The sequence below is a fragment of the Pseudomonas sp. FYR_7 genome (assembly GCF_043106155.1).
GTDB classification, from domain to species: domain Bacteria; phylum Pseudomonadota; class Gammaproteobacteria; order Pseudomonadales; family Pseudomonadaceae; genus Aquipseudomonas; species Aquipseudomonas parafulva_B.
This window is the reverse complement of record NZ_JBICMI010000078.1, coordinates 149,061-163,227: the sequence shown is the minus strand read 5'-3', so window position 1 is coordinate 163,227 and position 14,167 is coordinate 149,061. Positions and strand designations below refer to the sequence as shown.

Below are 14,167 nucleotides of genomic sequence, written 5' to 3'. Positions count from 1 at the left end.
ATGAAACCTGTCATCGTCTATTCCAGCGACTACTGCCCCTACTGCATGCGTGCCAAGTACCTGCTCGAAAGCAAGGGTGTGGCATTCGAGGAAATCAAGGTCGATGGCAAGCCGCAGGTTCGCGCTGAAATGACCCAGAAGGCCGGTCGCACCTCCGTGCCGCAAATCTGGATCGGCAGCACCCACGTCGGTGGCTGCGATGAACTGCATGCCCTGGAGCGCGCCGGTAAGCTCGACGCACTGCTTGCCGACTGATTTTTGCACTGCATTCCCAAACATTAGGATAAGGATCTGCCATGACTGACCAACAGACCACCGGCGCTGCTGCAGAAGACAACAGCCCTCAGTTCTCGATGCAGCGCATCTACGTGCGTGACTTGTCGTTCGAAGCCCCGAAAAGCCCGCAGATCTTCCGTCAGACCTGGGAGCCGAGCGTTGGGCTTGACCTGAACACCAAGCAAAAGGCCCTGGAAGGCGACTTCCACGAAGTGGTGCTGACCCTGTCGGTGACGGTCAAGAACGGTGACGAAGTCGCCTTCATCGCCGAAGTGCAGCAGGCGGGTATCTTCCTGATCAAGAACCTGGATGCCGAGTCGATGAGCCACACCTTGGGTGCGTTCTGCCCGAACATCCTGTTCCCGTATGCCCGCGAAACCCTGGACAGCCTGGTGACCCGTGGCTCGTTCCCGGCCCTGATGCTGTCGCCGGTCAACTTCGATGCGCTGTATGCGCAAGAAATGCAGCGCATGCAGGAAGCCGGCGAAGCACCCACCGTGCAGTGATCGCCCGCATCACGAAAAGCGCCCTTAGTGGCGCTTTTTGTTTGCCTGGTATAAAGCCTCTAGCAGGCCCCCGTGGGCTATTGCGCTGCTGCGTAGCGCTTTGTCAGCTGCCGGCAAACCCATTCTGGCGCCAGGCTTCATAGACCGTCACCGCCACTGTGTTGGACAGGTTCAGGCTCCGGCAGCCGGGGCGCATGGGCAGTCGCAGCCGTTGTTCGGCAGGCAGGCTGTCCAGCACTTCGGTCGGCAGGCCGCGGCTTTCGGGGCCGAACAGAAACGCATCGCCTGGCTGGTAGGCCACTTCATGGAAAGGGTGCGAACCTTTGGTCGTGAAGGCGAAGAGCCGTGGCTGGCCCAGGCTTTCGAGGCAGTGCGCCAGGCTCGGGTGGCGCTTGAGCGTGGCATACTCGTGGTAATCGAGGCCTGCGCGGCGCAAGCGCTTGTCGTCCAGTTCGAAGCTGATGGGTTCGATCAGGTGCAGCGCGCACCCGCTGTTGGCGCACAGGCGAATGATGTTGCCCGTATTGGGTGGAATTTCGGGTTGAAAAAGGATGACGTGAAACATGCACGGCTCCAAGCATGAAGATGGCGAGCATTCTACCCCTGAACTGGACGTGCGATCGAAAGCCTTCCCTCGGGTGATGCTTTCATTGGCGATTGTGGGTGTGATGATCGGCTTGATGATTGGCCGCCTGACCGCGCCCGTCGAGCGTGAGTTGCAGCAGGTGAGCGTGGCGCAAGACGGGTTGGTGTTGTGGTTCAACGCAGAACCCAAGCTGCATGGCGAGATTGTGGAAGGCACCGTGGCGTTGCTGTTTCAGGCCAAGGGCCGCCCTCAGCGAGGGCAGCTGACCGTGCGTGGCAAGCCGGTCAGCTGGCGAGTGCAGGACAGTCAGGAGGGCCTGCTGTTGACGGTGGTGGCTGCGCGTACGCTGCAGGGTCACTGGTCCAGTGAAGAAGTATCTGGACGCTGGCGTGTGCAGGTGGACCTGCACGAATAAAAGAGGGGATTCCCGGCCTGCCTGTACCAAGGTCCCCGAAACGTGTGCGTGAGCGAATAAAAGAGGGGTCACCTGGCCTGCCTGTACCAGGGCCCCGAAACTGGAGTTATTTGTCTTATTGCAGGTGCCGTGCCAACTTTTGAACCCTGTTAATGCGGGGTAAAAGGGGGAAAACGGCCAGTATGCGCGGCCATTTGTGCCTTCAGGCGGTGCGTGTGGCACAGCAACGGTGCACCTAACCCTCAAACTGAAAAGGGCCGCTAAGCGGCCCTTTTCTGGTGTTCTGCAGCAGTCGACGCCTAGTGGTCTTCACCCTCTTCCTCATCACCACCGGCGACGTTCATGCCCAGCTCCTTGATCTTGCGCGTCAAGGTGTTGCGACCCCATCCCAGCAACAATGCCGCATCTCGGCGCCGCCCTGCGGTGTGCTTGAGGGCCGTCTCGATCATGATGCGTTCGAAACTCGGTACGGCGCTGTCGAGCAAGCTGGTCTGCCCGCGCGCCAGTGCCTGGTCCGCCCACTGGCGCAGCGCTTGCTCCCAGTTGGTAACCGGCGTGGCATCCTGCGGCAGATTCAATAACTCAGGTGGCAAATCGCCGATCAGTACCTCACGGCTCGAAGCCATTACCGTGATCCAGCGGCAGGTGTTTTCCATCTGTCGCACGTTGCCCGGCCATGGCAGGTTGCGGATGAATTCCTCGGTCTCGGGCTTGAGTACCTTGGGTTCTACCGACAGCTCCTGGGCCGCCCTGGCCAGGAAATGGCGAGCAAGGGCGGGAATGTCTTCACGGCGATCTGCCAACCGAGGGATATGAATGCGAATGACGTTCAGGCGATGGAACAGGTCTTCGCGGAACTTGCCGGCCTGCACCAGCGCCTCCAGGTTCTGGTGGGTCGCTGCAATGATGCGCACATCGACCTTGACCGGAATGTGGCCGCCGACGCGATAGAACTCGCCGTCGGCCAGCACGCGCAGCAGGCGCGTCTGGGTATCGGCCGGCATGTCGCCGATTTCATCGAGAAACAGTGTGCCGCCGTCCGCTTGCTCGAAGCGTCCTCGACGCAGGTTGGCCGCGCCAGTGAAAGCGCCTTTTTCATGGCCAAACAGCTCCGACTCCATCAGGTCCTTGGGGATCGCCGCCATGTTCAAGGCGATGAAAGGTGCGGCTGCACGCGGGCTGTGCCGATGCAGTGCGTGGGCGACCAGCTCCTTGCCCGTACCGGACTCGCCATTGATCAGTACGGTGATGTTGGAATGGCTCAGGCGCCCGATGGCACGGAACACCTCCTGCATTGCCGGTGCTTCACCGATGATTTCAGGCGTGCGCGCCAGGTTTTGCGGCACCTCCAACCCTTGCTGCTCCTGGGCGTGCTGGTTGGCACGCTTGACCAGGGCAACCGCTTCATCCACATCGAAAGGTTTGGGCAAATACTCGAAAGCGCCGCCCTGGTATGACGCCACTGCGCTATCCAGGTCCGAGTGTGCGGTCATGATGATGACCGGCAGGCGAGGGTGTTGGTCGCGTATCTGCGCCAGAAGCTCCAGGCCACTGGAGCCAGGCATGCGGATGTCGGAAATGATCACGTCTGGCTGCTGACGGGCCAGGCGACCCATGACACCCTCGGCGCTGTCGAAGCTCTGGGTGGTCATCCCTTCCTGTTGCAGGGCTTTTTCAAGGACCCAGCGAATGGAGCGATCATCGTCGACGATCCATACGGTTTCACTTCGGCTCATGAGGCGGTGGCTCCTTGTTCCAGGGGCAGATAGATTGAGAAGGCGGTGTGGCCTGCGTGGCTTTCACACTCGATCAGCCCCTGGTGCTGGCTGATGATGTTTTGGGTAATGGCCAGGCCCAGGCCGGTACCGTCCGGGCGACCACTGACCATGGGGTAGAAGAGGGTGTCCTGCAGCTCGGCAGGGATGCCAGGGCCGTTGTCGATGATCTCGACGCGTGCCACCAGGCGATGGCGCACGTGGCCGATGGTGAACTGGCGCAGTGCCCGGCTGCGCAAGGTGATGCGGCCCAGGCGCAGCTCATTTTGCGAGCTGATGGCCTGCATGGCGTTGCGCACGATGTTGAGCACCGCCTGGATCATCTGTTCGCGGTCGATCAGCACGTCCGGAAGGCTGGGGTCATAGTCGCGCGCCAGGGTGATGCAGCCCTGGCTTTCGGCCTCCACCAAGCTGCATACCCGCTCCAGCACCTCGTGGATATTGGTCATGGCCAGCGACGGCAGCTTGTTCGAGCCCAGCATGCGATCGACCAGGTTTCGCAGGCGGTCAGCTTCCTCGATGATCACGTTGGTGTAATCGCGCAAGCTCTCTTCGGGCAACTGACGCGCCAGCAATTGTGCTGCACCGCGAATACCGCCCAGCGGGTTCTTGATCTCATGGGCCAAGCCACGCACCAGCATCTTGGTGGTCTCTTGCTTGCTCAGCTGGGCTTCTTCCTTGGTGATGCGCAGCAGGCGATCGCGCGGGTGGACCTCCAGCAAGAGCAAGGTCTGGCCCAGGTGCAGGATTGGTGTGACGGCATAGTCCACCGTGATGGTCTGCCCCGTCAGCGAGGTCAACTGGGCTTCACGCTTGGTGAAGGGGTGCGCCTGCTCCACGGCCTGACGCAGCGAACTCAACGCTTCGGTGGACTCGGTGAACAGTTCGCTGATGAACTGCCCGTGACTGCGCTGGCCACTGACGGCTAGCAGCATTTCGGCGGCCGGGTTCATGTACTCCAGCCGCAGCTCGGCATTGAGCAGCAGCGTGGCCGTGGTCAGGTTGTCCAAAAGCAGACGGTGTTGTGCATCGCTGATGGTCATGGTGCGGCGTCGACCTCTTTCGGTGCTTGCTGGCAAAGGAGGCGCGCGATGCGCGACACATCCAGTGGTGGCTGTTGGTCTGGAAATGCAAGAAACAAACCAAGGCGCCGAAAAGAGGCAGATTCGACAGAATCCTGTGAGTTTTCGCCCAGATTCGCACCAGAAGACACTGCATTAACGTTTCAGGTGCCTCATTATGGCTTGAATCGCAGTGCGGCCATGGAATTGCTGCACCATTTTGGAGCATAGGGTGTTTAAGACGGATCGCAAAGCTGGCCAGTTGCCCTGATCATGCCCTGCTTCATCAGCGGTGCACTTGGCCGGCTCGCAATAGCGGTGGCCACGCTTCGTGCGCAGGCCTGACCGTCCTGACGCCTGAATGCCGCGAGCTGTTTAAGCAACTGACCTTCTAGCCTGTCCAGCTTCGGGCGAATGACGGTCTGCAGGTCCGCCCGAAGGTTGTCCGGCGCCCGCCCTTCCAGGCGCCATTGGTGAAGCAGGGTGTACTGCACGAGCTTGTTGGCTTCTATCTGGTCGGCAAAAAAGGCTTCGGCATCGTGCGGGGCCAGGCCCAGCCCGGGCGCGGCCACCTGCACGCGCGCCAAGACTGCTTGCTCGCGGTCAGTGGCTTGCACGGGTTGCTCTTTGTCCCATTTGTGCAGGGCAACGGCCTGTGCAATGGCCAGGCGCTGCTCAATGGTATCTAGCAACGGCTCAAGAGCAGGGTGCCGCGGTGAAGCGGCGCTGCAGCCGCTCAAGCTGAACGCGGTGAGCAGGCAAAGCAGTCGATTGCGCATGGGGTGCCTCCTTAGGATGGAGGCTTGATTTTGAGAGGGAAGGGCAACGGATCGAGGTAGGCAACTTCCGAAATGCTTGAAGTCCAAAACGCAAACGGCCTCCCAAGGGAGGCCGTTTCGATCATGTCATCGGCGCCAGGCGCCGATCAGATCAGCAGCTGTAGTACAGCTCGTATTCAAGCGGGTGAACGAAGGTGCGGACCTTGATTTCTTCTTCGCTCTTGAGCTCGATGAACGCGTCGATGAAGTCGTCGGAGAAGACGCCGCCCTTGGTCAGGAACGCACGACCTTTGTCCAGCTCTTCCAGCGCTTCTTTCAAGCTGCCGCACACCTGCGGGATGTCCTTGGCTTCTTCAGGCGGCAGGTCATACAGGTTTTTGTCGGCTGCATCGCCTGGGTGGATCTTGTTCTGGATGCCGTCCAGGCCAGCCATCAGCAAGGCCGCGAAGGCCAGGTATGGGTTGGCCGATGGGTCCGGGAAGCGCGCTTCGATACGGCGGGCTTTCGGGCTGCCAACATAGGGAATACGGATCGAAGCCGAACGGTTGCGCGCCGAGTAGGCCAGCATTACCGGTGCTTCGAAACCTGGGACCAGACGCTTGTACGAGTTGGTCGACGGGTTGGTGAAGCCGTTCAGGGCCTTACCGTGCTTGATGATGCCGCCGATGAAGTACAGGGCGGTGTCAGACAGGCCGGCATAGCCTTCACCTGCGAAGGTGTTCTTGCCGTCTTTCCAGATCGACATGTGCACGTGCATGCCCGAGCCGTTGTCGCCGTACAGCGGCTTTGGCATGAAGGTCGCGGTGCGGCCGTAGGCGTCGGCAACATTGTGCACGACATACTTAAGAGCCTGGACTTCGTCGGCCTTCTTCACCAGGGTGTTGAACTTGACGCCGATTTCGTTCTGGCCGGCAGTGGCCACTTCGTGGTGGTGCACTTCGACCAGTTGGCCCATTTCTTCCAGTGCGTTGCACATGGCAGTACGGATTTCGTGGTCGTGGTCGAAGGGTGGCACGGGGAAGTAGCCACCTTTGACGCCTGGACGGTGGCCTTTGTTGCCGCCTTCGATATCGGCACCGGTCATCCACGAGCCTTGCTCGGAGAAGATCTTGAACATCGAGCCGGAGATGTCCGACTGGAACTTCACTTCGTCGAAGATGAAGAATTCAGGCTCTGGGCCGGCGAACACGGTGTCACCGATGCCAGTGCTCTTGAGGTATTCCTCTGCGCGCTTGGCGATCGCACGTGGGTCGCGGTCGTAGCCCTGCATGCTCGACGGGTCGACGATGTCACAGGTGATGATCAGCGTCGGCTCTTCGGTGAACGGATCCAAAACGGCAGTTTCGTCCACCGGCATCAGGATCATGTCGGAGGCTTCGATGCCTTTCCAGCCAGCGATGGAGGAGCCGTCGAACATCTTGCCGACTTCGAAGAAGTCTTCGTCCAACGCATCACGCGCCGGCATGGTCACGTGGTGCTGAGTACCTTTGGTGTCCGTGAAACGCAGATCAATCCACTTGACGTCATGATCTTTGATGAGCTGAACCGACTTCGACATGTTGTCCTCCGGATGGTCTAGGGCACGGTTGGCCGCCGCCCTGGAAAAAGGGTGTTGCCGGGCGCGGATAGTCGGCCAAGCTTACCTGCCTCACAAGGGAGCAAATTGCATGCCAGTGCTCGAAAATGGCGAGGTCTGGACAGAAGGAGGCGTTTACGGGCATCTGGCTTGGGCTGCAGATGAAAAAGTGCACCCTTACGATGCGATTTTTTTGAGTTTCGCACCAATAGGGTGCGTCGGGTTGGATGGCTGAGAGCTGGCCATGTTCCAGGTATGGGTTCAACCAGATGCTATGCGCCGTCTACCCCTACCATGCAGATACCTCCTCAAGCCCCAAAGCGCGGTGTCTGAAGGTGGTCTCCTGCATTTTTCTGCAAGCTTCTGCTCAAAAGTTGGTCAAATCCTGAGCAATTTCCGATATAATTCGCGCCCCTCATTTTCGGCAGGCCCTGCGCGCGCTGTAAACCAATGAAACTTATCGTCAAAGTCTTCCCAGAGATCACCATCAAGAGCCGGCCGGTGCGCAAGCGCTTCATCCGTCAGCTCGCCAAGAACATCCGCAACGTGCTCAAGGATCTGGATCCTGAGCTCGTGGTCGATGGTGTCTGGGACAACCTCGAGGTGATCACCCGCATCGAGGACGACAAGGTTCAGCGCGAGATCGTCGAGCGCCTGACCTGTACACCGGGTATCACCCACTTCCTGCAGGTCGAGGAGTACCCCCTGGGTGACTTCGACGACATCGTTGCCAAGTGCAAGCAGCACTTCGGTCACCTGCTGGCCGGCAAGCACTTTGCGGTGCGTTGCAAGCGCGGTGGGCACCATGACTTCACGTCGATGGACGTTGATCGCTACGTTGGCAGCCAGTTGCGTCAGCAGTGCGGTGCGGCCGGTATCACGTTGAAGAACCCGGATGTGCTGGTACGCATCGAAATTCGCAACCAGCGCCTGTTCGTGATCCACAACCAGCACCAGGGGATCGGCGGTTACCCGCTTGGCGCCCTGGAGCAGACCCTGGTCCTGATGTCCGGCGGCTTCGACTCTACCGTGGCCGCCTACCAGATGATGCGTCGCGGCCTGATGACGCACTTCTGCTTCTTCAACCTCGGCGGACGTGCCCACGAACTGGGCGTGATGGAAGTGGCACATTTCCTTTGGAAGAAGTACGGCAGCAGCCAGCGCGTACTGTTCATCAGCGTGCCCTTCGAGGAAGTGGTCGGCGAGATCCTCAACAAGGTCGACAACAGCTACATGGGCGTCACCCTCAAACGCATGATGCTGCGCGCCGCGACGCGCATGGCCGAGCGCCTTGAGATCGATGCGCTGGTGACCGGCGAAGCCATATCCCAGGTGTCCAGCCAGACCCTGCCGAACCTGTCGATCATCGACTCGGCCACCGACAAGCTGGTGCTGCGCCCTCTGCTGGCGACCCACAAGCAGGACATCATCGACCAGGCCAACGCCATCGGGACCGCCGATTTCGCCAAGCACATGCCTGAGTACTGCGGCGTGATTTCGGTGAACCCGACCACCCATGCCAAGCGTCACCGCATGGAGCACGAAGAAAAGCAGTTCGAGATGCAGGTGCTCGAGCGCGCCATTGAGCGCGCCAAGTTCATCTCCATCGACCATGTGATCGATGAGCTGGGCAAGGACATCGAGATCGAAGAAGTGGCCGAGGCATTGCCGGGCCAGATCGTCATCGATATCCGCCACCCCGACGCCCAGGAGGACGAGCCTCTGGCGATCGACGGTATCGAAGTCCAGGCGCTCCCGTTCTATGCCATCAACAGCAAGTTCAAGCACCTGGACCCCACGCGCCAGTACTTGCTGTATTGCGACAAAGGTGTGATGAGCCGTCTGCACGCACACCACCTGCTCAGTGAGGGACATGCCAATGTGCGTGTTTATCGTCCGGCATAAGACGCCAGGGCTGTATGGCGGCAGCATCCGCCATCGCCCTCCCGACCTACGGGCCCGCTGAGCCTCAAACGTACTTATTCGCCGCCTACACTGGCGGCAACCGAATCCTCTGATCGAGATACAGTTGTGATCGAAAATCTGCGTAACATTGCCATCATCGCCCACGTTGACCATGGTAAAACCACCCTGGTCGACAAACTCCTGCGCCAGTCGGGCACGCTCGAGCGTAACGAGCTCAACGACGAGCGCGTGATGGACTCCAACGACCAGGAAAAAGAGCGCGGCATTACCATTCTGGCGAAGAACACCGCCATCAACTGGAACGGCTACCACATCAACATCGTCGACACCCCCGGCCACGCCGACTTCGGTGGCGAGGTTGAGCGTGTGATGTCGATGGTCGACTCCGTGCTGCTGCTGGTCGATGCCCAGGACGGCCCGATGCCACAGACCCGCTTCGTGACCAAGAAGGCGTTCGAAGCTGGCCTCAAGCCAATCGTGGTCATCAACAAGGTCGACCGTCCGGGCGCGCGTCCTGACTGGGTTCTGGACCAGATCTTCGATCTGTTCGACAACCTGGGCGCCACCGATGAGCAGCTGGACTTCAAAGTCGTCTACGCCTCGGCCCTGAACGGCATCGCCGGCCTGGACCACACCGATATGGCCGAAGACATGACCCCGCTGTATCAGTCGATCATCGACAACGTACCTGCGCCTTCGGTTGACCGTGACGGCCCGTTCCAGATGCAAATCTCGGCACTGGACTACAACAGCTTCCTCGGCGTGATCGGCGTTGGCCGCATCGCCCGTGGTCGCGTCAAGCCCAACACCCCGGTTGTCGCCATCGACACCAACGGCAAGAAGCGTAACGGTCGTATCCTGAAGCTGATGGGCCACCACGGTCTGCACCGCGTCGACGTTGAAGAAGCCCAGGCTGGCGACATCGTCTGCATCAGCGGTTTCGACGAGCTGTTCATCTCCGACACCCTGTGTGACCCAACCGCGGTCGAGGCGATGAAGCCACTGACCGTTGACGAGCCAACCGTATCCATGACCTTCCAGGTCAACGATTCGCCGTTCTGCGGCAAGGAAGGCAAGTTCGTCACCAGCCGGAACATCAAGGACCGTCTGGACAAGGAACTGCTGTACAACGTGGCCCTGCGCGTTCAGGAAACCGATTCCCCTGACAAGTTCAAGGTATCGGGCCGTGGCGAGCTGCACCTGTCGGTACTGATCGAAACCATGCGTCGCGAAGGCTTCGAGATGGCTGTGGGCCGTCCGGAAGTGATCATTCGTGAAGTCGACGGCGTCAAGCAAGAGCCGTTCGAAAACGTCACCATCGACATCCCTGAAGAATCCCAGGGCAAGGTCATGGAAGAGATGGGCCTGCGTAAGGGCGACCTGACCAACATGGTTCCGGATGGCAAAGGCCGTGTGCGCCTTGAGTACAACATCCCGGCCCGTGGCCTGATCGGTTTCCGTAACCAGTTCCTGACCCTGACCAACGGTGCAGGCATCCTGACCTCGATCTTCGATCGCTACGACACCATGAAGTCGGGCCAGATGTCCGGCCGTCTGAACGGTGTCCTGGTATCGGTCGAGACCGGCAAGGCCCTGACCTACTCCCTGGAAACCCTGCAGGCGCGCGGCAAGCTGTTCGTCGAGCACGGTCAGGAAATCTACGGTGGTCAGATCATCGGCCTGAACAGCCGCGACAACGACCTAGGCGTGAATCCGACCAAAGGCAAGAAGCTCGACAACATGCGTGCTTCGGGCAAGGACGAAGTCATCGCCCTGGTTCCGCCAGTTCGCCACACGCTGGAACAGGCCCTGGAATTCATCCAGGACGACGAGCTGTGCGAAGTCACGCCTAAGTCGATCCGTCTGCGTAAGAAGATCCTGGACGAAGGCGAGCGTACCCGCGCTGCCAAGAAAGCCAAGAACTGAGTTAGCTCAGGCTCAATGAAAACGCCCCCGGTCGAAAGGCCGGGGGCGTTTTTGTTTGTCTGGCGACTCGTTGCCCTGTCGGTGGCCAGCGAGGCTCCAGCAGTCAGTAAAAATACGAAAGGTTATCGAGCCCTATTGCGACTCAGCGCCCAACCACCTTCGGCTTGTAAGCACAATACCCCGGCCGTGGTCCGACCTTCGGATGGTTGCGGCAGGTGTCGGGGCGCTTGTCATAAATGGTGCACAGCCGGCTCTTACGATCCAGATACATGCAATCGTCGTTGCTCATGCGCGTCAGGGTGAAGATGCCCGACTTCTGGTTGAAGCGCTCGATGATGCCTTCTTTCTGCAAGCGCTTGGCCACGTTTTTGGGCGGCTCGTCTTTTTCGAATTCATCCACCACGCCGATGCGGATCAGGTCCTTGATCTTGACCTCCACCGGCAAGGTGCAGCAAGTTGAGTGGCAGCCGCCGCACATGTGGCTGGCATAGCGCTGCCAAGTCTCCAGGCGGTCGACTTCGGCAGCGGCGATCAGGGTCGTTTTCATCGTTTTATGAGGTGGATCACGGTGTAGGGCGCGCGATGATACCGGAATTGTTCAATTTATGAACAATTTTATGACCGGTTGCACGCTGCCGCGCAAATACTCGAACACTGGTGATTGCGGCCGGTCGAAGCGTCTAGGCTCAACATTTGCTTTCTGCTCTTGTCCACTTGCCCCGAGGATGACGCATGTCCCAGGAACCCAAAGCGCGTGACGCTGAAGTCGCGGATTTTCGCGCCGCAGTGCTGGATAAACTTACCTATGCCGTCGGCAAGGACCCGGAGCATGCTTTCGATCATGACTGGTTCGAAGCCATCGCCCTGGCCGCGCGCGACCATATGGTCGATCACTGGATGGACCATACCCGGCAATCCTACCGACGCAGCCAGAAGCGGGTGTACTACCTCTCCTTGGAGTTCCTGATCGGTCGCCTGCTGTATGACAGCCTGAGCAACCTGGGCCTGTTGGACATCGCGCGCGAAGCGCTGGACGGCCTGGATGTGGACCTGGAGCGCATTCGCCTGCTCGAGCCCGACGCGGCGTTGGGCAACGGCGGCCTGGGCCGGCTGGCGGCATGCTTCATGGAAAGCATGTCGACGCTGGGCATTGCTGCGCATGGCTACGGCATCCGCTACGAGCACGGCCTGTTCCGGCAGGCGATGGTGGACGGCTGGCAGCAGGAACAGACGGAAAACTGGCTGGATTTCGGTAACCCATGGGAATTCGAGCGGGCCGAAGTCATCTACCCCATCAGTTTTGGTGGCAGCGTCGAAACGGTCAGCGACACGCATGGCAACCAGCGCCAGGTGTGGTCACCCAGCGAAACCGTCCGGGCGGTGGCGTATGACACGCCGGTGGTCGGCTGGCGAGGCTCCAGCGTCAATACCTTGCGCCTGTGGCGTGCACGGGCGCTGGAAGAGCTGCACCTGGAGCGCTTCAACGCAGGTGACCACCTGGGCGCCGTTGCCGAGGTAGCGCGCGCCGAAAGCATCTCCCGCGTGCTGTACCCGGCCGACAGTACCGAGGCTGGCCAAGAGCTGCGCCTGCGGCAGGAATACTTCTTCGTGTCGGCATCGCTGCAAGACCTGCTGCGCCGGCACCTGAACATGCACGACAACTTGCTCAACCTGCCCGATGCGGCGGCCATTCAGCTCAACGATACCCACCCCTCCATCGCCGTGGCCGAGCTGATGCGGTTGCTGGTCGATGAACATCAAATCCCCTGGGATACCGCCTGGGAACTGACCGTGGGCACCTTGGCCTACACCAACCACACCTTGCTGCCCGAGGCCCTGGAAACCTGGCCGGTGGCATTGATGGAACGCATGCTGCCAAGGCACATGCAGATCATCTACCTGATCAACGCCTACCACATCGACTCGTTGCGGGCCAAAGGCATGCACGACTTCGACGTGCTGCGTGCCGTGTCCTTGATCGAAGAAGACAACGGCCGGCGGGTGCGCATGGGCAACCTGGCCTTCCTGGGCTCGCACAGCGTCAATGGCGTGTCGGCCCTACACAGCCAATTGATGAAAAGCACGGTCTTTTCCGAGTTGCACAAGCTGTACCCGCAGCGAATCAACAACAAGACCAACGGCATCACCTTCCGCCGCTGGCTCTACCAGTCCAACCCCCAGCTGACCCGCATGCTGGTGGAGGCATTGGGCCCGGAACTTCTGGACGATCCTGAGCGGCTGTTGACCGGGCTGGCTCCGTTCGCCGACAAAGCCAGTTTCTGCAAGCAGTTCGCGGCGCAGCGGCTGCACAGCAAGCGTGCATTGGCGAGCATCATCCAGGACCGGGTGGGCGTTACGGTGAACCCGGAGGCGATGTTCGACGTGCAGGTCAAGCGCATCCACGAGTACAAGCGGCAATTGCTCAACCTGCTGCACACCGTCGCGTTGTACCAGGCCATTCGCCACGACCCGGGTACGCACTGGGTACCGCGGGTCAAGATCTTCGCGGGCAAAGCGGCGGCCAGCTACCATCAGGCCAAGCTCATCATCAAGCTGACCAACGACATCGCGCGCGTGGTCAACAACGATCCCACCGTGCGCGGCCTGCTCAAGGTGGTGTTCCTGCCCAATTACAACGTCAGCCTAGCCGAAAGCATTATCCCGGCCGCGGACCTTTCCGAGCAGATATCCACTGCCGGTTACGAGGCCTCGGGTACTAGCAACATGAAGTTCGGCCTCAATGGCGCCCTGACCATCGGCACCCTCGATGGCGCGAACGTGGAGATGAGTGAGCAGGTCGGCCCCGACAACATGTTCATCTTCGGGTTGACGGCGCAGCAGGTCGAGGCGCGCAAGCGCGCTGGCGATTTTGGTGCCTCTGCTGCCATCGCGGCCTCCGGGCGCTTGAACGATGTGTTGCAGGCCATCCGCAGTGGCGTGTTCTCCTCGGACGACCCTTCGCGTTACACCGGTCTGATCGATGGCCTGATTGGCTACGACCGCTTCATGGTCTGCGCCGACTTCGATGCCTATTGGGATGCTCAGCAACGGGTGGAAGACCTGTGGCACCAGCCGCAGCAGTGGTGGCGCATGGCTGTGCTGAACACGGCACGCATGGGCTGGTTCTCGTCGGACAGGACCATCCGCGAGTATGCGACCGAGATCTGGAAGGCACTGGACTGACACTGGGACGGCCAGGGGGTCACCGCTCTCTGGCTCGTCAGCGTTGCCATCTGTAGCGAGCACAGGCTGGCCGGCGCGGGGATGGGGCCGGCAGCCCGGCGCCCGACCATCGGCCTGGCGAGCGCTGAACTCCCGATCCATTGTGTCGTCTGACAGCC

Annotated in this window: 12 protein-coding genes; 6 read left to right on the top strand and 6 right to left on the bottom strand. The window is 60.3% G+C overall.

The annotated features are described in order from the left end of the window. Both grxC and secB read left to right on the top strand, forming a co-directional pair. Positions 1 to 255, top strand: a complete 255-nt coding sequence (gene grxC / locus ACF8R3_RS20405; protein WP_023532936.1) for a glutaredoxin 3 — start codon at positions 1 to 3, stop codon at positions 253 to 255. Between the two features lie 41 nt (positions 256 to 296). Further along, a complete protein-coding gene (gene secB / locus ACF8R3_RS20400) occupies positions 297 to 782 on the top strand; it encodes a protein-export chaperone SecB (RefSeq protein WP_023532907.1) in 486 nt (161 codons plus the stop codon). A 103-nt stretch (positions 783 to 885) separates the two neighbouring features. Here the strand turns inward: secB and trmL are convergent, their stop codons facing one another. Continuing rightward, on the bottom strand, positions 886 to 1,347 hold the full coding sequence (trmL, locus tag ACF8R3_RS20395; protein WP_058604254.1) for a tRNA (uridine(34)/cytosine(34)/5-carboxymethylaminomethyluridine(34)-2'-O)-methyltransferase TrmL: 462 nt from the start codon (positions 1,345 to 1,347) through the stop codon (positions 886 to 888). Here trmL and ACF8R3_RS20390 point away from each other — a divergent pair. Beyond that, positions 1,346 to 1,783: a hypothetical protein gene (locus tag ACF8R3_RS20390; protein WP_058639157.1), complete on the top strand. Its 438-nt coding sequence runs from the start codon at positions 1,346 to 1,348 to the stop codon at positions 1,781 to 1,783. The genes trmL and ACF8R3_RS20390 overlap by 2 nt on opposite strands. A gap of 299 nt (positions 1,784 to 2,082) precedes the next feature. On the opposite strand, the gene ntrC is transcribed toward ACF8R3_RS20390, so the two are convergent. The 4 genes from ntrC to glnA form a co-directional block, all read right to left on the bottom strand. Beyond that, positions 2,083 to 3,519: a nitrogen regulation protein NR(I) gene (gene ntrC, locus ACF8R3_RS20385; protein ID WP_058639156.1), complete on the bottom strand. Its 1,437-nt coding sequence runs from the start codon at positions 3,517 to 3,519 to the stop codon at positions 2,083 to 2,085. Further along, complete coding sequence (glnL, locus tag ACF8R3_RS20380) at positions 3,516 to 4,601, bottom strand: nitrogen regulation protein NR(II) (RefSeq protein ID WP_058639155.1); 1,086 nt, start codon at positions 4,599 to 4,601, stop codon at positions 3,516 to 3,518. Before glnL ends, ntrC begins: the two co-directional genes overlap by 4 nt. Before the next feature lie 254 nt (positions 4,602 to 4,855). Next, positions 4,856 to 5,398 carry a chorismate mutase gene (locus tag ACF8R3_RS20375; protein ID WP_078477852.1) on the bottom strand — a complete coding sequence of 181 codons (543 nt, stop codon included), beginning with the start codon at positions 5,396 to 5,398 and terminating at the stop codon, positions 4,856 to 4,858. Between the two features lie 151 nt (positions 5,399 to 5,549). Then, positions 5,550 to 6,956 carry a type I glutamate--ammonia ligase gene (gene glnA / locus ACF8R3_RS20370; RefSeq protein WP_023532915.1) on the bottom strand — a complete coding sequence of 469 codons (1,407 nt, stop codon included), beginning with the start codon at positions 6,954 to 6,956 and terminating at the stop codon, positions 5,550 to 5,552. A gap of 468 nt (positions 6,957 to 7,424) precedes the next feature. On the opposite strand from glnA, the gene thiI reads away from it, so the two are divergent. Both thiI and typA read left to right on the top strand, forming a co-directional pair. Beyond that, positions 7,425 to 8,879 (top strand): tRNA uracil 4-sulfurtransferase ThiI, encoded by a 1,455-nt coding sequence (gene thiI, locus ACF8R3_RS20365; protein WP_197844369.1) that lies wholly within the window; start codon positions 7,425 to 7,427, stop codon positions 8,877 to 8,879. A 126-nt stretch (positions 8,880 to 9,005) separates the two neighbouring features. Beyond that, positions 9,006 to 10,826: a translational GTPase TypA gene (gene typA, locus ACF8R3_RS20360; protein WP_023532979.1), complete on the top strand. Its 1,821-nt coding sequence runs from the start codon at positions 9,006 to 9,008 to the stop codon at positions 10,824 to 10,826. A gap of 142 nt (positions 10,827 to 10,968) precedes the next feature. Here typA and ACF8R3_RS20355 read toward each other — a convergent pair whose 3' ends face one another. Next, complete coding sequence (locus ACF8R3_RS20355) at positions 10,969 to 11,373, bottom strand: YkgJ family cysteine cluster protein (RefSeq protein WP_016712459.1); 405 nt, start codon at positions 11,371 to 11,373, stop codon at positions 10,969 to 10,971. 185 nt (positions 11,374 to 11,558) lie between these two features. Here ACF8R3_RS20355 and ACF8R3_RS20350 point away from each other — a divergent pair, with 185 nt between their 5' ends. After that, on the top strand, positions 11,559 to 14,009 hold the full coding sequence (locus tag ACF8R3_RS20350) for a glycogen/starch/alpha-glucan phosphorylase (RefSeq protein ID WP_058639622.1): 2,451 nt from the start codon (positions 11,559 to 11,561) through the stop codon (positions 14,007 to 14,009). The last annotated feature ends 158 nt before the right edge of the window (positions 14,010 to 14,167 follow it).